18 protein-coding genes, 1 tRNA gene and 1 pseudogene are annotated in these 19,363 nt (G+C 75.6%); 10 read left to right on the forward strand and 10 right to left on the reverse strand.

Annotated features, from left to right (window positions below; translation table 11 throughout):
• Positions 1-27: 27 nt before the first annotated feature.
• The 3 genes from PGB27_RS09660 to PGB27_RS09670 are packed head-to-tail and all read right to left on the reverse strand — an operon-like array spanning position 28 to position 3,429.
• Positions 28-363: a DUF6802 family protein gene (locus PGB27_RS09660; protein WP_274200165.1), complete on the reverse strand. Its 336-nt coding sequence runs from the start codon at positions 361-363 to the stop codon at positions 28-30.
• Between the two features lie 10 nt (positions 364-373).
• The gene (locus PGB27_RS09665; protein ID WP_274200166.1) at positions 374-2,089 is read right to left on the reverse strand and encodes a hypothetical protein; all 1,716 of its coding nucleotides are present in this window, start codon (positions 2,087-2,089) and stop codon (positions 374-376) included.
• Positions 2,086-3,429 (reverse strand): dynamin family protein, encoded by a 1,344-nt coding sequence (locus tag PGB27_RS09670; protein WP_274200167.1) that lies wholly within the window; start codon positions 3,427-3,429, stop codon positions 2,086-2,088. Before PGB27_RS09670 ends, PGB27_RS09665 begins: the two co-directional genes overlap by 4 nt.
• A 178-nt stretch (positions 3,430-3,607) precedes the next feature.
• Between PGB27_RS09670 and PGB27_RS09675 the strand changes: the two genes are divergently transcribed.
• The 5 genes from PGB27_RS09675 to PGB27_RS09695 all read left to right on the forward strand — a co-directional run bounded on the left by PGB27_RS09675 (position 3,608) and on the right by PGB27_RS09695 (position 7,429).
• Positions 3,608-4,051, forward strand: coding sequence for a hypothetical protein (locus PGB27_RS09675; protein WP_274200168.1), 444 nt, complete (start codon positions 3,608-3,610; stop codon positions 4,049-4,051).
• A 144-nt stretch (positions 4,052-4,195) separates the two neighbouring features.
• Complete coding sequence (locus PGB27_RS09680; protein WP_274200169.1) at positions 4,196-4,447, forward strand: hypothetical protein; 252 nt, start codon at positions 4,196-4,198, stop codon at positions 4,445-4,447.
• Positions 4,448-4,502: 55 nt separating this feature from the next.
• Entirely contained in the window at positions 4,503-5,270 is a 768-nt protein-coding gene (gene trmB / locus PGB27_RS09685) for a tRNA (guanosine(46)-N7)-methyltransferase TrmB (RefSeq protein ID WP_274200170.1), read from the forward strand.
• 41 nt (positions 5,271-5,311) lie between these two features.
• Positions 5,312-6,007 (forward strand): NYN domain-containing protein, encoded by a 696-nt coding sequence (locus tag PGB27_RS09690; protein WP_274200171.1) that lies wholly within the window; start codon positions 5,312-5,314, stop codon positions 6,005-6,007.
• Between the two features lie 156 nt (positions 6,008-6,163).
• The gene (locus PGB27_RS09695; protein WP_274200599.1) at positions 6,164-7,429 is read left to right on the forward strand and encodes an amidohydrolase family protein; all 1,266 of its coding nucleotides are present in this window, start codon (positions 6,164-6,166) and stop codon (positions 7,427-7,429) included.
• 19 nt (positions 7,430-7,448) lie between these two features.
• Here PGB27_RS09695 and PGB27_RS09700 read toward each other — a convergent pair whose 3' ends face one another.
• Positions 7,449-9,209 (reverse strand): SulP family inorganic anion transporter, encoded by a 1,761-nt coding sequence (locus PGB27_RS09700; RefSeq protein WP_274200172.1) that lies wholly within the window; start codon positions 9,207-9,209, stop codon positions 7,449-7,451.
• 176 nt (positions 9,210-9,385) lie between these two features.
• Here PGB27_RS09700 and PGB27_RS09705 point away from each other — a divergent pair, with 176 nt between their 5' ends.
• Positions 9,386-11,275: a propionyl-CoA synthetase gene (locus PGB27_RS09705; protein WP_274200173.1), complete on the forward strand. Its 1,890-nt coding sequence runs from the start codon at positions 9,386-9,388 to the stop codon at positions 11,273-11,275.
• Positions 11,276-11,337: 62 nt separating this feature from the next.
• Here PGB27_RS09705 and PGB27_RS09710 read toward each other — a convergent pair whose 3' ends face one another.
• From PGB27_RS09710 to PGB27_RS09720, 3 genes are all read right to left on the reverse strand, one after another.
• Positions 11,338-12,183 carry an oxidoreductase gene (locus PGB27_RS09710; protein ID WP_274200174.1) on the reverse strand — a complete coding sequence of 282 codons (846 nt, stop codon included), beginning with the start codon at positions 12,181-12,183 and terminating at the stop codon, positions 11,338-11,340.
• A gap of 33 nt (positions 12,184-12,216) precedes the next feature.
• On the reverse strand, positions 12,217-12,999 hold the full coding sequence (locus PGB27_RS09715) for a transglycosylase SLT domain-containing protein (protein WP_274200175.1): 783 nt from the start codon (positions 12,997-12,999) through the stop codon (positions 12,217-12,219).
• Between the two features lie 428 nt (positions 13,000-13,427).
• A complete protein-coding gene (locus PGB27_RS09720) occupies positions 13,428-14,384 on the reverse strand; it encodes an alpha/beta hydrolase (protein WP_274200176.1) in 957 nt (318 codons plus the stop codon).
• A 121-nt stretch (positions 14,385-14,505) separates the two neighbouring features.
• Here PGB27_RS09720 and PGB27_RS09725 point away from each other — a divergent pair, with 121 nt between their 5' ends.
• Together PGB27_RS09725 and PGB27_RS09730 are read left to right on the forward strand one after the other, a co-directional pair.
• Positions 14,506-14,871, forward strand: a complete 366-nt coding sequence (locus PGB27_RS09725) for an ArsR/SmtB family transcription factor (RefSeq protein ID WP_274200177.1) — start codon at positions 14,506-14,508, stop codon at positions 14,869-14,871.
• Positions 14,871-15,353: an SRPBCC family protein gene (locus PGB27_RS09730; RefSeq protein WP_274200178.1), complete on the forward strand. Its 483-nt coding sequence runs from the start codon at positions 14,871-14,873 to the stop codon at positions 15,351-15,353. Before PGB27_RS09725 ends, PGB27_RS09730 begins: the two co-directional genes overlap by 1 nt.
• Before the next feature lie 10 nt (positions 15,354-15,363).
• Here the strand turns inward: PGB27_RS09730 and PGB27_RS09735 are convergent, their stop codons facing one another.
• On the reverse strand, positions 15,364-15,873 hold the full coding sequence (locus tag PGB27_RS09735; protein ID WP_274200179.1) for a GNAT family N-acetyltransferase: 510 nt from the start codon (positions 15,871-15,873) through the stop codon (positions 15,364-15,366).
• 128 nt (positions 15,874-16,001) lie between these two features.
• A tRNA-Gly gene (locus PGB27_RS09740) sits at positions 16,002-16,075 on the reverse strand.
• 226 nt (positions 16,076-16,301) lie between these two features.
• On the opposite strand from PGB27_RS09740, the gene PGB27_RS09745 reads away from it, so the two are divergent.
• Together PGB27_RS09745 and PGB27_RS09750 are read left to right on the forward strand one after the other, a co-directional pair.
• Positions 16,302-16,919 carry a glycosyltransferase family protein gene (locus PGB27_RS09745; protein WP_274200180.1) on the forward strand — a complete coding sequence of 206 codons (618 nt, stop codon included), beginning with the start codon at positions 16,302-16,304 and terminating at the stop codon, positions 16,917-16,919.
• Between the two features lie 207 nt (positions 16,920-17,126).
• Complete coding sequence (locus tag PGB27_RS09750; protein ID WP_274200181.1) at positions 17,127-18,836, forward strand: diguanylate cyclase; 1,710 nt, start codon at positions 17,127-17,129, stop codon at positions 18,834-18,836.
• 4 nt (positions 18,837-18,840) lie between these two features.
• Here the strand turns inward: PGB27_RS09750 and dcd are convergent.
• Positions 18,841-19,125, reverse strand: a pseudogene (gene dcd / locus PGB27_RS09755) (dCTP deaminase); the annotation flags it as partial.
• Between the last annotated feature and the right edge of the window lie 238 nt (positions 19,126-19,363).

Raw genomic sequence — 19,363 nt, forward strand, 5'->3', positions numbered from 1 at the left:
GAGCCGTTTCCCGATCAGCCGTCGGGATCAGTCGCGCACCCACCGTCCGGTGGCCGGGTCGATCGTCGGCGCGGGCGGGACCGGGCCCTCGTCCCAGGGCGGCGCCTCGGGACCGGTCGTCGTCGTGCTCCCGTCGGGTCCGATGCGCGTGAGGACGTCGGCGTGGGCGTCGCCGTCGAGGTCGGTGCCGAGCACGAGCGCGTCGGGCTCGGTGACGACGACGGTGTCGGGGCGCCCGTCGGCGTCGCTGTCGACGGTGGCCGGGCCCAGCACGTGCGCGCCGTCGGTGACGAGCAGCTCCGCGGGCCCGGCGGGGTCGACGTGCGCGTCGGGGAGCCCCTCGGGGATCTCGGCCTCGACCATGCCCCGGAGGCTAGGTCGCGGACGCGGCGCGTGGGTGCGGTTCGGGCACATCCACGGGCACACTGACGGGCACATCGACGCGGTCGCGCAGCGCGGCGAGTCGGCGGAGCAGGGCCTCCGCGCGGTCGCGGCCCTCGCGCGCCTCGGCCGCGGTGCGGGCGGCGGCGCGGTCGGCCTCGGTGCGGTCGGTGCCCGCGCGGCGGATGGCGCGCTCGGCGGCGGCGAGCGCGTCGTCGAGGTCGCGCGCCCGGTCGGACAGCGCGGCGTCGAGGGCGAGCGTCACCTCCCGCTCCGTGGAGATCAGGGCGTCGGCGAGCACCCGCTCGAGGTCGCCGCGCACCTCGGCGAGCGCCTCGACCGACCACTGGCGCAGGTGCGCCCGGTCGGCGGCCAGGCGGCGGGCGCGGGCGACCCAGCCGGCGGCGCCCAGGCCGAGGCCGACCGACACGGGCACGAGCGCGGCGCCCAGCGCGGCCGGCGCGATCGGCACGGCGAGCAGGGGCAGCAGCGCCAGCCGGGACAGGCCCAGCCCGCCGGAGGCGCCGGCGACGACGAGCAGGCGGTCCTCGGCCGGGCGGGTCCGGGGCGCGGGGACGAGGGCGGGTTCGCCACGGTCGGCCACCCGGAGCGCGGGCAGCTCCGTGGCGGGCACGAGGTCGGCGAGCGTGGCGGCGACGAGCGCGCGCAGCCGGGCCCCGAGCCCCTCGACGACCGCGCCGGCCAGGGCCTCGACCTGGCCCGCGAGCTCCCGGGGGACCGCGGCGAGCCCGGCGCGGTCGGCCTCGTCGATGCGCGTGCGCACGGCCGCGGCGAGGGCCCGCACCCGCGCGGCGAGGTCGTCGGCCGCGGCGACCCGGGCGGCGGCGAGGTCGGCGCGCCAGCGGGTGTGGTGGTCGCGGCGCAGGGCGGCCCGGGCGGCGAGCAGGTCGTCGCGGCGGCGCGCGAGGTCGCCGGGCCCGTCGGCCGGGGTCCGCAGGGCGGCCCGGGTGGCCTCGGCGCGGGCGGCGACGCCGTCGAGCGCGGCCGCGAGCCGGCGCAGCGCGTTGGCCTCGGCGAGCATCCGCCGCCGGCGCGCCACGAGCCGGTGCAGCTCGCGCTGCAGGGCGGCGAGGCCCGAGCGCCGGCGCAGCGCCTCCGCGCCCGCCGCGGGCACGTCGGGCGCGCGCCGGGCGAGGGCCGCCGACACCGGGAACCACGGCGCCTCGGCGAGGCGGGGCACGTGCTCGGCGACGAGGGTCCGGTCGGCCTCGAGGACGGTGCGCCAGCCCCGGTGCGCCTCGGTGCGCGTGAGGGCGAAGAGCACGGTGTCGACGCGGTCCGCGGCGCGGCCGAGCGCGTCGAGCTCGCCGGCCCCGAGCGGCGCGGCGGCGTCGGCGAGGACCAGCGCTGCCGTGGCCCCGTCGACCGGCCAGGCGTCCGGGTCGGCGCCGCGGGCGGGCACGACGAGGTCGAGCTCCTCGAGCAGCGGGACGTCCGGGAACGCCTCGGGCCTCGCGCGCCGCGCCCCGTCGGCGTCCGGCGCGGGCGGTGCGTCGAGCCCGAGCAGCGCGGCCAGCAGCTCGCCGCGCCCGCGACCCGGGGCGCCCACGAGCACGACCGTCGGCCGGGCCGGGGTCGGCGGTGCGGAGGCCCGGGATGCGGCGTCGGGGTCGAGGCGCGCGAGCAGGGCAGCGAGCGCCTCGCGGGTGCGCGCGACCTCGCCGGGGACCTCGCCGACGGCGCTCACGCCACCTGCCCCGCCGCCAGCTCCCGCCACAGCCGTACGTAGGTGCGGTGCACGACGTGCGCGAGGTCGGCGATGCGCCGCGGCGAGCCCCAGGACCCGTACGCCCGCCACCACGCGGCGCGCCGGGCGGCGTGGCCGGCGAGCTCCACGGGGTGGGCCCCCGGCCGGGCCAGGCGGACGTCGGGCGGACCGGGGCCGGCGAGCCGGTCGACCTCGTCGAGCAGGTCCGCGGGCAGTCCCAGCGCGCCGGCGCGCAGCCGGGCGCGCGCGTCGAGCAGCGCGCGCTCGCCGAACGCCTCGCGCCGCCGCAGCGCGCCCACGGCGTCGACGAGGCGCTCGTTACCCCTGCCCAGCGCCACGAGGTCGCGCACCCCGGCGGTGGCGGCGTGCAGGTCGGTGCGCGCGCGGACCTCGTCGTCCAGCCGGCCCACGAGGGTCGCGAGCCCCGAGGCGGCGAGCAGGGCCTCGCACAGCTCGCCGACCCCGGCCGCGGCGTCCGCCCGCAGCAGCGCGAGCCCGAGGGCGAGGCCGCGCAGGTCGAGCAGCTCGAGCAGGCGCAGGCGGGCCTCGACCGGGACCGGGAGCTCGGCGGACGTGAACAGCTCGGCGTCGAGCAGCGCCACCTCGAGCACCGCGGGGTCGGCGCCGGCGAGCAGGCGCAGCGCGCCCACGTCCTCGGTGCGCAGCGCCCCCGTGACCGCGGTCTCGGCGAGCAGCCCGATCACCGGCGTCACCGGCCCCACCCGGTCGCCGAGGCGTCGCCCCAGGTCGACCGCGAGCTCGCGGCCGTCGTCGGGGCCCACCGTGTCGGCGCGCCCCAGCACGGCGACGACCCCGGCCGGCCCGTGCGCGGCCGGCCCGGGCAGGACGTCGAGGTCGCCCGCGTGCGCGGTCGCGGGCAGCACGACCAGCGCCGCGTCGGCGTGCGCGCCCCCGGTCGGCCCCTCGGGGCGCCGCGCGGAGCCCGTGCCCGGCGTGTCGATGACCGTGAGGCCGTCGAGGGCCGCGCTCGTCAGCGTCACCACGAGGTGGTCGACGTCCTCGGGCCGCACCCCGAGCCGGTCGCCGACCGCGGCCGGCACCCGCCCGCCGGCGGCCAGCGGCAGGGGCCGGCGGGTGCCGTCGACGAGGACGACGTCGAGCCGGTCGGCCGGCCCGCGGACGTAGTGGGCGGTCAGCCCCGTGCACTCGCCCGCCCCGGTCGGCGCGACCCGCCGCCCGACCAGCGCGTTGACCAGCGTCGACTTGCCCGACGAGACCGGACCGGCGACGACGAGCGAGGGCGTGGCGAGCATCCGGGCCGCGACGGCCTCGACCGCGTCGGCCGTGGGCAGCGACACCCGCGGCGCCACCGCACGGCATGTCGCGACGACGGCGCTGCGCAGAGGGCCCACAGTCCTCGCAGAGTAGGCGCCGGATCCGTCACGCAGGGCCGGTTCCGGGAGGTCGCGGAGGGTTTCGCGTGATCGCCCGTCAGGGGAGACTGCTCACGAACCGTCACCCGGGAGGGAAACGATCGTGCTCGACACCGGCACGTACCTCTTCATCGTCGTCGTGGGCACGATCCTCACGCTCATCGTGGGGCAGATCCTCATGCGGTCGGGCATCGGTTTCCTGCAGGACGTCTTCGACTCCGACGAGGTCGCCCGCTCGACGAACCGCCTGCTCGGCGTGCTGTTCCACCTCATCGCCCTGGGCTTCCTCGCCCTCATCTCGACCTACCGGCCGTTCGACGTGCAGGGCACGGTCCAGATCGTCGTCACCCAGCTCGGCGGCGTCATGCTCCTGCTCGGCGTCCTGCACGGGCTGACGCTGCTGCTGCTCGCCCGGGTCCGCAGCCGGCGCCGCAGCGAGACGCTCGAGTCGGAGATGACCGCGCAGTACGAGCAGTCGCGGCGCGCTCGGCAGACCCCACGTCAGCAGGTGATCGAGGGCGGTCCCCCGTCCGGCGGAGGCTCCTGAGGACGCGGGACGCCACGGGGTCCGTCCGGGGCGCCGCCGTTCGCCCGTCCGGGTCATCGTCGGCCGGATGGTTAATGCGTCCCTCGTCCACCGCGATGAGCGGGTGTGACCCTCGTCCCGTTGACCCGTCGCCCGGCAGGTGTCGTGGCCGAGCCCCTGACGGCGCCCCTGCCGCGGCTCGCCGACGTCGTGCACGCCGTGACCGCGACCTTCGGCTCGACCGGGTGGACGCTGCGCTTCGGCCCCTCCGACCAGCAGGTCGTCGTCGACCGCCTCGCCGACGCCCATCCGGCCGCCCGCCGGCTCGTCGGGGCGGTGCTCGGCGTGCCCGCGGCCGTCGTCCGCGTCCGGATCACCCCGGACGGCGCGACCCTCGCCCCGCTGCGTCGGCACTGACCGGACGCCCGACCACCGCGGCGCCGGGTGCGGGCCTGCGTGTGAAGATCGGGGGGTGCGGCCGGGACACGAGACGCTGACGTCGGGCGATGCCCCGCGGCGCTCGGTGCTGAGCTTCACCGACCGCGGCGGACGGCTGACCGCCGGACAGCAGCGCGCCTGGGACCGGCTGTGGCCGCGCTACGGCGCCCTGGCCCCCGGCTTCGACCGGGCCGGCGCCGGCCCGACGCCCCCGGTGCGCGACGGCCGGCTGGACGCGCCGGCCTGGTTCGGCCGCGAGGCCCCGGTGCGCCTCGAGATCGGCTCCGGGATGGGCGAGACCACGGCCGCGCTCGCCCTCGCCGAGCCCGACGCCGACCACGTCGCCGTCGAGGTCTACCCGCCCGGTCTCGGGCAGCTGCTCATGCGCATCGAGGAGCACGGCATCACCAACCTGCGGCTGCTGCGCGGCGACGCCGTCGTCGTCCTCGAGGAGCTGATCGCGCCGGACTCCCTCGCCGGCCTGCGCGTCTACTACCCCGACCCGTGGCCCAAGCGCCGCCACCACAAGCGCCGCCTCGTCCAGCCGGCCACCGTCGCGCTCATGGCCTCGCGGCTCGCGCCCGGCGCCACGCTGCACCTGGCCACCGACGTCGCCGACTACGCCGAACAGATGCGCGAGGTCACCGACGCCGAGCCGCTCCTGACCAACCCGCACGGTGGTTTCGCACCCCGCCCGGCGTGGCGTCCGCGCACCAAGTTCGAGTCCCGCGCCGAGCAGGAGGGACGGCCCAGCCGCGACCTGCTCCTGGTGCGCACCGGACCGGAGGGGAGCGCGCCCTGAGCACCCGTCGCGTCCGGCGCCGGGCGGTTAGAGTCGGGCCCGTGTCGCCGTCCCCCTCGCCCGCCGACCTGGCCACCCCGCCCGCGCCGCTGACCGGCGGGATCGAGGACGCCGTCGACGCCGCGGCGACGGTCGAGCCGCCGCCGGGGCGCACGCTGCTCGTCTGGGACGCCCCCAACATCGACATGAGCCTCGGCTCGCTGCTCGGCACCCGCCCGACCTCGGCGTTCCGGCCCCGCTTCGACGCGGTCGGCCGCTGGCTGCTCTCCGAGGCCGGTCCGGAGGGCATCGCCGAGGCCACGGTGTTCACCAACGTCGTGCCCGGCTCCACCGAGATCGTGCGGCCGTGGGTCGAGGCGCTGCGCAACGTCGGCTTCGCGGTGTTCGCCAAGCCGAAGACGGCCGAGGACTCGGACGTCGACGAGGACATGCTCGCCCACATCGAGCTGCGGCGGAACGAGGGCGGCCTGTCCCACGTCGTCGTGGCGTCGGGCGACGGGCGCGCCTTCCGCGAGCCGCTCGAGGAGCTCGTGGCCGAGGGCATCACGGTCACGGTGATCGGGTTCCGCGAGTACGCCGCGTTCGCGGTGGCGTCGGAGATCGTCGACTTCCTCGACCTCGAGGACATCGAGGGCGTCTTCCGCGAGCCGCTGCCGCGCGTCAGCCTCGACACGCTGCCCGACGCCGGCGCCTGGCTGCCGCCGCTGCGCTCCCTGCGGTCGCTGCTGGAGCGGTAGGCCCCCGGCCACGGTTTGCAGCGAACGGGCTGTTCGCTGCTTCTACGCGCACGAACGCCCCGTTGGCGTCGACGGCCCGGCGAGGTGCGCCAGGATGGGCCGGTGACGACCGCACGCCGCCTGCACGCCCCGATCGTCCTGCCCTGCGACGAGCCGATGCGCGTCCTGCGCGACGCGGTCGTCGACGTCGACGACGCCGGGCGGATCGTGCACGTCGGCCCCGCGGACGGCGCCCCGGCGACCGACGCGCCGACCACCGCGCTCTCCGGCCTGCTCCTCCCGGGCCTGGTCAACGCCCACGCGCACACCCCCCTGACCGTGCTGCGCGGGATGGGCGGCGACCTGCCGCTGATGCGCTGGCTGCTCGAGGTGGTGTGGCCCGCGGAGGCCAAGCTCGGCGGCGCCGACGTGCGCGCCGGGATGCTCGCGGGGTCCGCGGAGATGCTGCGCGGCGGCGTCACGACGTCGGCGGAGATGTACTTCCAGTGCGAGCACGTCGTCGAGGCCGTACTCGAGATCGGGTCCCGGGTGGTGCTGACGCCGGGGATCATCACCGCGCCCGGGATGGAGCGCCTGGGCACGTGGCAGCAGATGCGCGACGCCATCACGCGGTGGATCGACGCCGACGGCCTGCGCTTCGGGCCCGCCGAGCGCGTCGAGCTCGGCTACGGCCCGCACGCGGCGTACACGCTGCCGACCGAGGCGATCGTGACCACGGCGGCGCTCGCGAAGGAGCGGGGCGCGCTGATGCACCTGCACGTCGCGGAGGCCCACGGCGAGGACGACGCCGTGCGCGCCGAGTTCGGCTCGGTGCCGGCGATGCTCGAGGCGACGGGGTCGCTGGGTGGCCGGGTGCTGGCCGCGCACGCGATCCAGCTCTCCGACGACGACATCGCGATCCTCGCCCGTCACGACGTCGCCGTGGCCCACTGCCCCGGCTCGAACGCCAAGCTCGCGGCCGGTGTCGCGCGCCTGGGCGACCTGCGCGCGGCGGGCATCCGCACCGGCCTGGGCACCGACTCCCCGGCGTCCAACGACGACCTCGACCTGTGGGAGGAGCAGCGCCTCGCCTCGCTGTTCGCGCGCCAGCGCGGCGCCGACGCCACCGCGCTCACCGCCGTCGACGCCCTCGCCCTCGCCACGCGGGAGGGCGCCCGCGCCCTGGGCCGCGACGACCTGGGCGTCCTCGCCCCCGGTGCCTGGGCGGACGTCGTGCACGTCTCGCTCGACGACGCCGCCTTCGTCGACCCGCACGACGACGCCCAGCTCGTCTCGAACCTCGTCTGGGCGAGCGGGTCGCGCGGGGTGCGCGACGTCTGGGTGGCGGGCGAGCCGGTGCTGGCCGACGGCATCCTCGTGCGCGTCGACCCCGACGAGGTCCTCGCCGGGGCCCGCCGCGTGGCGCAGAAGGTCAAGGCCTGACCGCGCCGGGCCCACGTCCTCAGAGCACCCCGCTGAGGTCCGTCCGCGCGGGCTCGGCGGGAGAGCGGAGCGGGCTGTGGCCGCCGGGGTCCACGACCTCGACCGCGGCCGCGACGTCGCGGTGCACGGCGCCGACCGCGGTGAACGCCGGCCACACCTCGGCGCGGGCGAGCAGGTCGCGGACCGGGCCGCGCACGGTCGCCAGGTGCAGGGCCACGCCGCGGTCGGCGAGCCGCTCGCGCAGCGCGTCGAGGGCGTGCGCGCCGTCGGTGTCGGTGTCGCTGACCGCCGACGCGTCGAGCACGACCGCGCGCAGGTCGGGGCGGTCCTCGACGATGCCGGTCACCTGGTCGGTCAGCCGCTCGGCGTTGGCGAAGTAGAGCGGCCCGTCGACCCGCAGCAGCAGGACCGCGGCGTCGGTGAGCACCTCGTAGCGGGCGGTGTTGCGGTAGACGGCGCTGCCGGGGACCCGGCCGAGCTCGGCGGTGTGCGGACGCGCCGAGCGCCAGAGGAACACGGCGAGGCTGAAGACCACCCCGGCGGCCAGGCCCGGCTCGACCCCGAGGGCCAGGGTCGCGGCGAACGTGAGCAGGACCGCGACGCCGTCGCTGCGCCGGGTGCGCCACGCGGAGACCGCGGAGGCACGGTCGACGAGCCCGAGGACCGCGACGACGACCACCGCGGCGAGCACCGCGCTCGGCAGGTGGAAGAACAGCGGCGTCAGCACCAGCGCGGTCACGGCCACGACGAGCGCGGCCACGAGGGACGCGACCGGGGTGCGGGCCCCGGCCTGGAAGCTCACGGCGCTGCGCGAGAACCCGCCGGCCACCGGGAACGCCTGGAACACGCCCGCCGCGGCGTTGGCCGCACCGACGGCGATCAGCTCCTGGTTCGGGTCGACCCGCTGGCCGGCCTTCGCGGCGAGCGCCTTCGCGACCGCGATCCCCTCCATGTAGGCGACGAGCGCGATGGCCGCGGCGGACGGGGCGAGGGCGGTGAGGTCGGCGACCGCGAGCGGCGGGACCACCGGCGCGGGCAGCCCGGCGGGCACCGTCTCGAGGATGCGGACCCCGCGCTCGCCGAGGCCGGCCAGAGCGCTCACCGCGGTGGCCACCACGACCACCAGCAGCGGCCCCGGCAGGCGCGGGACGAAGCGCCGCAGGACCAGCAGCGCGGCGACGCTGCCGAGCCCGACGAGGGCGGTCAGTCCCTGCGTCGTCCCCAGCGCGCCCGCCACCGAGGTGACGATCCCGACGAAGTCCTCGGCGCGCGGGATGCGCAGCCCGAGCAGGTCCTTCAGCTGGCTGGCCGCGATGACCAGCGCCGCTGCGGAGGTGAAGCCGGAGAGCACCGAGTGGGACAGGAAGCTCACGAGCACACCGAGACGGAGCGCGCCGAGCAGCAGCTGGAGGGCCCCGACCATGAGCGCGAGCAGGCCGGCGAGGGCCGCGTAGCGCCACGGGTCGCCGGCGGCGAGCGGGGCGAGGGCGGTGCTGGTGAGCAGCGCCGTGATCGCCACCGGCCCGACCGCGAGCGCCCCCGAGGTGCCGAGCAGCGCGTAGACCACCACCGGCACGATCGCCGCGTAGAGGCCCGCGACCGGCGGGAGCCCGGCGAGGCTCGCGTAGGCCATGCTCTGGGGGACGAGCATGACGGCGACGGTGAGCCCCGCGACGGCGTCGGTGCGCAGCGACGCGCGGTCCGAGCGGCGCACGAAGCCGACGAGAGGGACCAGCCGCTCGAGGAGAGGGGTCCGGGCGGCCCGTCGCGGCGTGGTCATGGCGTCTCCGGTTCCTCACGGGAGCAGGACACGCCTATTGTTCCTACATTTCGTCGGCGACGGCGTGGGTCGAAGGTCCCGGAACCGCGGGCCCCCCGGCGCCCGATCCGGGATCAGGGGGAACCGTCGGGTCAGGCGGTGCGTCCGGCCGGGATGCGTGGCTAGTGTCGCCCCCCATGAGTGGCGAGTACCGGGCGGCCTACGACCGCAGCATGAACGACCCCGACGGCTTCTGGCGCGACGCGGCGGGTCTGATCGACTGGTACCGCGAGCCCGAGACGATCATGGACACGTCGGCGCTGCCGTTCTCGCGCTGGTTCGCCGGCGGCGAGATGAACACCTGCCACAACGCCCTCGACCGTCACGTCGACGCGGGCCGCGGCGACCAGGTCGCGCTGATCCACGACTCGCCCGTCACCGACGACCGCCAGCGCTTCACCTACCGCGAGCTGCGCGACGAGGTGGCCCGCTTCGCCGGCGTCCTGCGCTCGGTGGGCGTCGACAAGGGCGACCGAGTGATCATCTACATGCCGATGGTCCCGCAGGCCGCGATCGCCATGCTCGCCTGCGCGCGCCTCGGCGCCGTCCACTCGGTGGTCTTCGGCGGGTTCGCCGCGCGCGAGCTCGCCGTGCGCATCGACGACGCCCGGCCCTCGGCGATCGTCAGCGCGTCCTGCGGCATCGAGGGCAAGCGGGTGATCGAGTACAAGCCGCTGCTCGACAAGGCCATCGAGCTCTCCTCCCACGACCCCGGCCGCTCGATCGTCCTCCAGCGCCCGCAGGCCGAGGCCACGATGGGCGAGCGCGACGTCGACTGGGCCGAGGCGATGCGCAACGCCGAGCCCGTCGACTGCGTGCCGGTCGCCGCCACCGACCCGCTCTACGTCCTCTACACCTCGGGCACCACCGGCAAGCCCAAGGGCGTCCAGCGCGACAACGGCGGCCACGCGGTGGCGCTGCGCTGGTCGATGGAGAACATCTACGACGTCGGGCCCGGCGAGGTCATGTTCACCGCCTCCGACGTCGGCTGGGTCGTCGGGCACTCCTACATCGTCTACGCGCCCCTGCTCACCGGGGCGACGACCGTGCTCTACGAGGGCAAGCCGATCGGCACGCCCGACGCCGGCCAGTTCTGGCGGGTCGTGCAGGAGCACGGGGTCAAGGCGCTGTTCACCGCGCCGACCGCCTTCCGCGGCATCAAGAAGGAGGACCCGGACGCGACGTACCTCCAGCAGTACGACATCTCCTCGCTCCAGACCCTCTTCCTCGCCGGCGAGCGCCTCGACCCCGAGACCTGGATGTGGGCGTCGGAGAAGCTGGGCGTGCCGGTGGTCGACCACTGGTGGCAGACCGAGACGGGGTGGCCGATCGCGGCGAACCTGCGCGGGCTCGAGCCGATGGAGCTCAAGGCGGGGTCGCCGTCGGTGATCGTGCCCGGGTACCAGGTGGAGATCCTCGACGTCGACGGCACCGTCCTGCCGCGCGGCGAGGAGGGCGCGATCACGATCAAGCTGCCGCTGCCCCCGGGCTGCCTGCAGACGCTGTGGGACGACGACGAGCGCTTCCGCGAGTCCTACATGAGCCGCTACGAGGGCTACTACCTCACCGGCGACGGCGGGTACCTCGACGAGGACGGCTACCTCTACGTCATGGGCCGCACCGACGACGTCATCAACGTCGCCGGCCACCGCCTGTCGACCGGCTCCATGGAGGAGGTCCTCTCCGGGCACCCCGACGTCGCCGAGTGCGCCGTCATCGGCGTGCACGACGCGATGAAGGGCCAGGTCCCCCGCGGCTTCGTGGTGCTCAAGGCGGGCGTCGAGCGCGAGGAGTCCGAGCTCGCGGCGGAGCTCGTCGCGATGGTCCGCGACGAGGTCGGCGCCGTGGCGTCGTTCAAGGACGTCGCCGTCGTCCCGGCCCTGCCCAAGACCCGCTCGGGCAAGGTGCTGCGCAAGACCATGCGCGGCATCGCCGACGGCAAGGACGAGGCCGTGCCGTCGACGATCGACGACGCCGGCGTGCTCGACACCCTGCGCCCGGTGCTGCAGAAGGGGCCGGGTGCCTGACGGCAGGTGAGCAGAAAGAAGTGCGCCGGCACTTCTTTCTGCTCACGAGCACGCAGTGCACCTCAGCGCTCGTCGGGCGGGAAGTCCGCGCCGACGGCCACGTCGCGCCAGGCCCGCGCCTCGTCGATCCGCTGCTGCCACAGGTGCGGGGCGAGGTCGGCGGCCATCTCGCCCAGCAGCAGGCGGCGGGGCGGGTCGTCGCTGTCGACGGCGCGGATCATCGCCCGGCCGGCGCGGTGCGGGTCGCCGGGCTGGGTGAACGCCTGCGAGCCGTCCATCGCCGCGCGGCGCGGGCCGAGGACCTCGTCGTAGGCGTGCATCGGCGTCGCGCGGACCATGCTGCCGCCGTTCCAGTCGGTGCGGAACGGGCCGGGCTCGACGATCGTGACCCGGATGCCGTAGGGCGCGACCTCCTGCGCCAGCGACTCCGAGAGACCCTCGAGCCCCCACTTCGTCGCGTGGTAGAGCCCGGTGTTGGGGAAGGCGCCGACGCCGCCGATGCTCGAGATCGGCAGCAGGTGCCCGGACCGCTGCGCGCGCATCGTCGGCAGCACCGCCTGCAGCGACCACAGCGCGCCGAACAGGTTGACCTCGACCTGCGCGCGGGCCTCCTCCTCGTCGACCTCCTCGACCCCGCCGGCCAGCCCGTAGCCGGCGTTGGCCACGAGCACGTCGATCCGGCCCGTCTCGGCGGCGACCTGGTTGGTCACCGCGAGCACGGCGGCCCGGTCGGTGACGTCGAGGTCGCGGGTCAGCAGGCGGTCGCCGTGCTGGTCGGCGAGGTCGTCGAGGGTCGTGGCGTCACGTGCGGTCGCCACGACCCGGTCGCCGACGGCCAGCACCTCCTCCACGAGGGCGCGGCCGAGGCCCCGCGACGCGCCGGTCACCAGCCAGGTGCGATCACTCATGCCCCCGACATACCCCGTGGGGGACGGGTGGTGTCAGTCCGCGCGGCCCAGGCCGTCGTCGGGGATGGCCGCGCCGCCGTAGCCGATGTAGTTGCCCGCGGAGTTGCGCAGGCCACCGGCCATGACGTCGTCGATGCTGTGGTTCGCGATCATCGTGCGGACCCCGGCGGTGATGTTGGCGACCGGGTCGAAGATGCCGCGGTCGGCGAGCTCGGGGAGCACCGCGTTGCGGAACGTGGTGTCGATGAGCTGCATGAGCCCCTTCGACGGCGTCCCCGCGGCAGCGTTGGAGTCCCAGTCGTTGACGGCGTCGGCGTTGCCCGTCGACTCCCGCATGATGATCTTCTTGACGCCCGGGGCGAGGCGCTGCGGCAGGCCCATGAGCCCGAGCGCCTTGGCGATCTGGCCGTCCAGCGTGCGCTCGTTGCCGGCCTCGTAGGGCGTCCCGAACTCCAGCGGACCGTTCTCGCGGGTGACGCTCATCGACTTCAGCAGCGAGGACACGTCGTCGGCGTCCCCGGCGCTCGGCTCGTCGGAGGACGAGGACCCGGACGACGAGGACCCTGAGGACGCTGAGGACGCCGACACCGGCATCGCCACCGGGCTGACCGACGCGACGCCGCCGACCGCGGGCGTCGCGCGGTGCTGGGAGGCGAGGGCGAGCGCGGCCGTCGTCGCCGCGGGGTCGGGCGCGACCGGGGCCTCGGCGTCGGCGACGTGGGTGTCGAGCGTCTGGATCGCGGGCAGCACCGCGCCGGCCGCGACCGCCGCGACCAGGATCGAGCCCGTGGTGGAGGACGACCGGGTTCGGCGCACGCCCGTCCGGGTAGGGCTCAGGGAGAACGGAACGGTGTCGGGGTCACCCACTCCGTGTCGGCTCACCGTCACCTCGCGCGGATCGTCGGGGACGGACGGTCGGCGGGACGAGGGGGAGCGACGCCGTGACCGTTCCGTGATCGGACGCCTGGGAACATAGCGAGGTCGTCCGGTGGCTCCGCGTGGCCCTCCCCGGCCCGGGGGCCCGGATCGCGCCCGGTTCGCGTGCCCGCGGCGCCGGGTGGTCCGACGGGCGGGGCGAGGTTGCCGATGCGTCCCCGTGCATGCCCGCGAGCGGCCGCGCGGGCGCGCCGGGCGGTCGTCCCGGCGCCGGGCGGTCGTCCCTCGATCGGCCGCTCGGGTCCCGCGAGGCCGCGGACCCTTCACCGCAGCGAAGCGCCGCCCGTCGTGTCGAGCGTGTCGGGCGCTCAGGTCGCGAGCAGCTCCCCGAGGGCGTCGAGGGCGCGGTCGCCCTCCGCCCGGGCCGCCGCCGACGCTGCGGCCAGCCCGAAGAACCCGTGCACGAGCCCGGCGCCGTCGAGCCGCCGCACGGCCACCCCGGCGGCCTCGAGGGCGTCGGCGTAGGCGCGGCCCTCGTCGCGCAGGGGGTCGAGCTCCGCGGTCGCCACGACGGCCGGGGCCACGCCGTCCAGGCCCCCGGGCTCCGCGGCCGCGCGCAGGGGCGCCACCGACGGGTCGTCGCGCAGGGCGGCGTCGGGCACGTAGCGCTCCCAGAACCACACGAGGTCCGCGCGCGTGAGGAAGGGGCCGTCGGCGTTCTCGGCCACCGACGGCGAGGCCATCGTCGGGTCGAGGCCCGGGTAGAGCAGCAGCTGCGCGTCGAGACGCGGGCCCCAGTCGCGGGCCAGCAGCGCCGCGCCGGCCGCGAGCCCGGCACCGGCGCTGTCGCCGCCGACGACGAGGCGGTCGGACGCTCGCTGCAGCGCGGCCCAGCGCATCGCGGTGTGGGCGTCGGTCAGTGGCGCGGGGTGGGGGTGCTCGGGCGCGAGGCGGTAGTCGACGGACACGACGGTGGCGCCGAGGTGCGTGCAGACCCGCCGCGCGGCGCCGTCGGCGGTGTCGAGGTCGCCCAGCACCCAGCCGCCGCCGTGCAGCCAGACCACCGTGATCGCCGCCTGCTCCCCGGCGGGCTCGTAGACCCGGACCGCCACGTCGGCGTCGGTCCCGGTGCCGCCGGCGGGGGCGACGTCGTCGTGCACCGAGCCGACCGACGGCGGGTCCCCGCGCCGGCGCAGCGCCAGCGTGCGGTAGTTGCGGCGCGCGTCGCCGACGTCGTCGCGGGTCATCGGCAGCAGGCCGTCGGCGGTGAGGGTGGCGACCGCCGTGGCGAGCTCGGGGTCGATCCGGTCGGTGGTCTCGGCCATGGCGGCATCCTCGCCGCCGACCCCGGCGCTCGCCAACGCACCGAGTTCAACCCAGGGGTTGAAGAAGGGGAAGGTCCACGCTATCGTTGTCCTCAACCGCAAGGTTGAACAAGGAGTGAGCGTGGACGACCAGCTCTCGCGGGTGTTCTCGGCCCTGGCCGACCCCATCCGCCGCGACATGGTGGCCCGCCTCGCCGTCGCGGACGCCGGCGTCAACGAGCTCGCGGAGCCCTACGACGTCAGCGTCCAGGCGGTGTCCAAGCACCTCAAGGTGCTGGAGGAGGCGGGCCTCGTCAGCCGCACCAAGCAGGCCCAGCGCCGGCCGGTCCACCTCGAGGCGGAGGTCTTCGACCTGATGACCAAGTGGATCGAGCGCTACCGCCGCCAGGCGGAGGAGCGCTACCGCCGTCTCGACGACGTCCTCGCCGAGATGGACACCGAGCAGTCCCCGACCGACACCCGACACACCGAACGAGGAGCCTCCTGATGAACACCGCGACCCGCGAGACGACGATCACCGCCGACCCGGCCGTGCCGACCATCCTCATCACCCGCGAGTTCGACGCCCCGGTCGACCGGGTCTTCCGCGCCCACGTCGAGCCCGACCTGGTGAAGCGCTGGCTGGGCCCGCGCGGCCTGACCATGGAGATCGACCACTGGGACGCCCGGACCGGCGGCGGCTACCGCTACACCCACCGCGACGACAGCGGGGAGTACCGGTTCTTCGGCTCCTTCCACGAGGTGCGGCCGGACGAGCGGATCGTCCAGACGTTCACCTACGAAGGATTCCCCGACGGCGTCAGCCTCGAGACGCTGACCTTCGTCGACCTGGGCGACGGCCGCACGCGCCTGGAGGGGCTGTCGGTGGTCGACTCGATGGCCGCCCGCGACGCCATGCTCTCCAGCGGCATGGACGTGGGCGTCAAGGAGGGCTACGAGCAGCTCGACGAGCTGCTGGCCGCCGAGTGAGCCGAGCCCGCTAGAGCTCGTCGAAGGGCGCGGCGTAGCGGAACGGCCCGCGGGGCGGGTCGTCGGCGAGGGCGCGGACCCGGAAGTACCCGCCCCACGCCGGGTCGGGCGCCTCGACGCCGTGCTCGCTCGCCGCGCGGAAGCCGAAGCGCGCGTAGAACGCGGGCTCGCCGAGGAGTGCGACGAGCACCTCGTCCCGGGCCTCCGCCGCCGCGACGACGGCGTGCATCAGCGCCGTCCCGACCCCGCGCCCCTGGTGGTCAGGACGGACGGCGATCGGGCCGAGCCCGAGAGCGGGGTGCTCGCCGACGTGCCCGCGGGTGGCGACGACGTGCGCGACCACTGCGTCGCCGACCACCGCCACCAGCGAGAACGCCGGCAGCCAGCCCGCGTCCGCGCGGAGTCGGTCGAGCAGGCCGACCTCGACCGGCTCCGCGGCGCCGTCGGGCACGGGAAAGGCCGCAGCCACCACCGCCCGGACCGCCGCGACGTCGCCGGGCCGTTCGCGTCGGACGAGCACGGGCGCAGCGTGGGGCGGTCGACCGCGGGGCGGCAAGGGGTTTCCCGGCCGCGGAGCAACACCTGCCGGACGACGACGGCCCGCCCTCGGCGATCGAGGAGCGGGCCGTTGACCTGCAGGAACGGTCGTGGAGCGAGTGACGGGAATCGAACCCGCGTTCTCAGCTTGGGAAGCTGATGTTCTACCATTGAACTACACTCGCGCGTTGCGTCCCGGAGCCTACACGGCCTCCCGGCGAGCGCAGGCGGGGCCCGGTGCTCCGGCGCCGAGCGTGACCACACGCGTGTCGTTCACCGCTCGATCACGGTCCGGTCTCGGGTTGGACGCGACCAGATCGCACGGAGCGTCACCACCCGTTGCGTCGTCGGGGTAGATCCACGACCCGGCCCTGCTGCTGCGGCTCGGCATCGTGTTGGCTGGTCAGCGACATGAGCACGGAGAGCGCCGGGGGTGAGGCCGCGATGACTGCCCGTGAGCAGCACGAGCGACCGCTCCCGGAGATGTTCGTCATCGTCGCGTCCGCCGAGGACGCCGACGCGCTCGCGCCGCTCGCCGCCCGCGACCACGAGGTCGCCCCGGTCCTCGTGGCGACGGGCCCCGACCCCATGGCGGTCGACGACGTCCTCGACGAGCTCGGGGCCCTGGCCGGACGCGTGCTGCTGGTCGAGACGCCCGACGACGGGCCGGTGCCCGAGGCCGCCGCGCTCCTGCCGCGCCTCGACGCGCTCGTCGCCGACGACGCGCCCGCGGTCGTCCTCGTCCGCGGTGGATCCCCGACGGCGCTCGCCGCCACCCAGGTGGCGGTGTGGCGCGGCGTCCCGGTGGTGGCGGTGCCCGTCGCCGGGGAGTCGTCGGTCGGGAGCGCGAACCAAGCCGCGATCGCCGCGCTGGTCGCCTCGCAGAGCGCGTGCGACGTCGACCCCGACCAGGTCCGTGCCGCGGCGGCCGCGCAGCGGCTGGTGCGGGAGCGCCCGGGGTCGGGCTCGGGCTCGGGTGGTGGCCGGCGGCTCGTGCGCCTGCCGAACCATCGCACGCTGTCCGCCTGACGAACGTCACCCAGAGCGAGCCAACGGCCTTTCGTCATCACTCAGTGATGAGGAGGGCACGAAAAGTGGAGCCGATTACCCACTCCCGGCTAACGTCATGCATCGCGCGGCTGATGGTCCTGGTGGACAGGCATGGCGCCGGGAGGGCGGGGATCGGTGAGGCAAGCACCGAGGCTGGTTCACGAGGTCCAGAGGCTGGGCGTCACGGTGTCGGTCGCTGCTCTGGTCATCGTCCTCCTCGTCGTGTTCCGCCTGGTCTGGTCGGTGGCGGTGACGACGCCCGCGGACAACCGGCTGCAGAGCGGCCTCCTCGCGCTCGAGGACTCCCACCAGGCCATGCTCGACATGGACGCCTCGCTGCGCGGCTTCCTCGCGACCGGCGACCAGTTCTTCGCCGACGCCGCCACTGCCGCGGCCCCGCGCCTCGCCGCGGCCGACACACAGATGGTCAACCTGCTCGAGGAGCCCCAGCTCCGCCAGGACGTGCTGGCCCTGCTGCTGGCCCAGCAGCGGTGGCGCACCGAGTGGGCCGACCAGGCGCGACGCCTGCCTCCGCCGGGCGGTGCCGAGACGTTCCTCAAGCAGGGCACGGCGCTGTTCGACGACTACCGGGCCCGCAAGGACGCCACCCGCGTCGACGTCCTCGACGAGATCGAGTCGGCCGACCGCAGCGGGATCATCGCGCAGTGGGTCGTCGGCGTGCTCCTCGCGGCGGTCGGCGGGATCACGCTCGTCGTCGCCCTGCGCGGCCGTCGACGGCTCCAGGACCACGTCGTCGCCCCCGTCGACGGGCTGCTCGCCTCGGTGCGGGGCATCGGGGAGGGGCGTCTGGCGCCCCCCGAGCCCGTCAACGGCTCGGCCGAGCTCGTGGCCCTGCGCGACGGGCTGGCCGACATGACCGTCGCCCTGCGCCGCCAGCGGGAGGAGGCCGCCGCCCAGGCCGAGCGGCTGCAGGCCCAGACGGACCGGCTGCGCACCATCCTGATCATGGCCCGCGAGATCGCGGGCAGTCTGAACACCCGCTACGTCATCGACTCGACGGTCCAGGCGGCGGTCGCGGTCACCGACGGCCGGGTGCTGCTGTGGCTGCTCGAGGAGGACGGCAACGGCCTCGAGCTCGCCTACGACTCCGACCGCGGCGCCGTCTCGCCCTTGGAGACCCACTGCAACCTCGGGGTGGGTGTGGTCGGGCGGTCGGCGCGCTACGGCCAGATCTCGCGCGGCGACCCCGACACCGGCGAGGACGCGGCGGTGGCCGTGCCGCTGGTCGTCGGTGCGCGGGTCATCGGCATCCTCGAGTGCTACGACTCCCCGGACGGCGAGGTCGACGGCCAGGCCCTGTCCGCGGTCGAGATGCTCGCGACCCTCTCCGGCTCGGCGATCGAGGCGAGCCGCCTGCACGCCGCCACCGAGCGCCTCTCGCAGTTCGACCCGCTGACGCAGCTGGCCAACCGGCGGCGGCTGGGCGCGGACCTGGACAGCGCGGTGGCGAACGCCAAGCGGCACTCCTCGCCGATGTCGGTGATCATGCTCGACCTCGACCACTTCAAGGAGCTCAACGACCGCTACGGCCACCAACAGGGCGACGTCGTGCTCCAGGAGGTCGCGAGCACCCTGCGGATCGCGATGCGCGACGGCGAGACGGCCTACCGCTACGGCGGCGAGGAGTTCGCCATCCTCGTCACCCGGGGCGGGCCGGACGACGCCGTCAAGCTGGCCGAGCGCCTGCGGGCCCGCGTCGAGGAGGACTTCCGGCGCGGCGACAAGCAGCTGGTGACTGCGTCGTTCGGGGTCGCGGGCCTGCCCGAGCACGCCGGCGACGGCGAGGCCCTGCTCAGCGAGGCCGACCGGGCGCTCTACTCGGCGAAGAACGCCGGCCGCAACCGCGTGCACCGGGCCGGCGGGCTGGTGGACTGACGGCTCAGCGCTGGTCCTCCGGCAGCCCGCGCCGGAAGTTGACGTACGACCGGGACGGCGTCGGCCCCCGCTGGTCCTGGTAGCGCGAGCCGTAGACCGGCGAGCCGTACGGGTGCTCGGCGGGCGACGAGAGCCGGAACAGGCACAGCTGCCCGACCTTCATCCCGGGCCAGAGCCGGATCGGCAGGTTGGCCACGTTCGACAGCTCGAGCGTCACGTGGCCCGAGAAGCCGGGGTCGATGAACCCGGCGGTCGAGTGGGTGAGCAGGCCCAGACGGCCGAGGCTGGAGTTGTGGGTCGGGATGAAGGTGTCTCCGACGAGGAACATCCCGTCCTCCGCCCCGACCTGGATGCAGCGCACAGGGCGTGACCCAGTGGGTTGGACGTCGACGATGCCGCGGTGCAGGTGGTGCCGGCGGTCGGCGGTCTTGAGCCGCGCCACCTTGCGCTCCAGCCGGAACACCTCGAACCACGGCGTGAACGTGACCTGGTGCGCGATGCCCTGCTCGACGCCGTGGAACGTGACG

Source organism: Actinomycetospora lemnae (assembly GCF_028737315.1).
In the GTDB taxonomy this organism is placed as follows: Bacteria; Actinomycetota; Actinomycetes; order Mycobacteriales; family Pseudonocardiaceae; genus Actinomycetospora; species Actinomycetospora lemnae.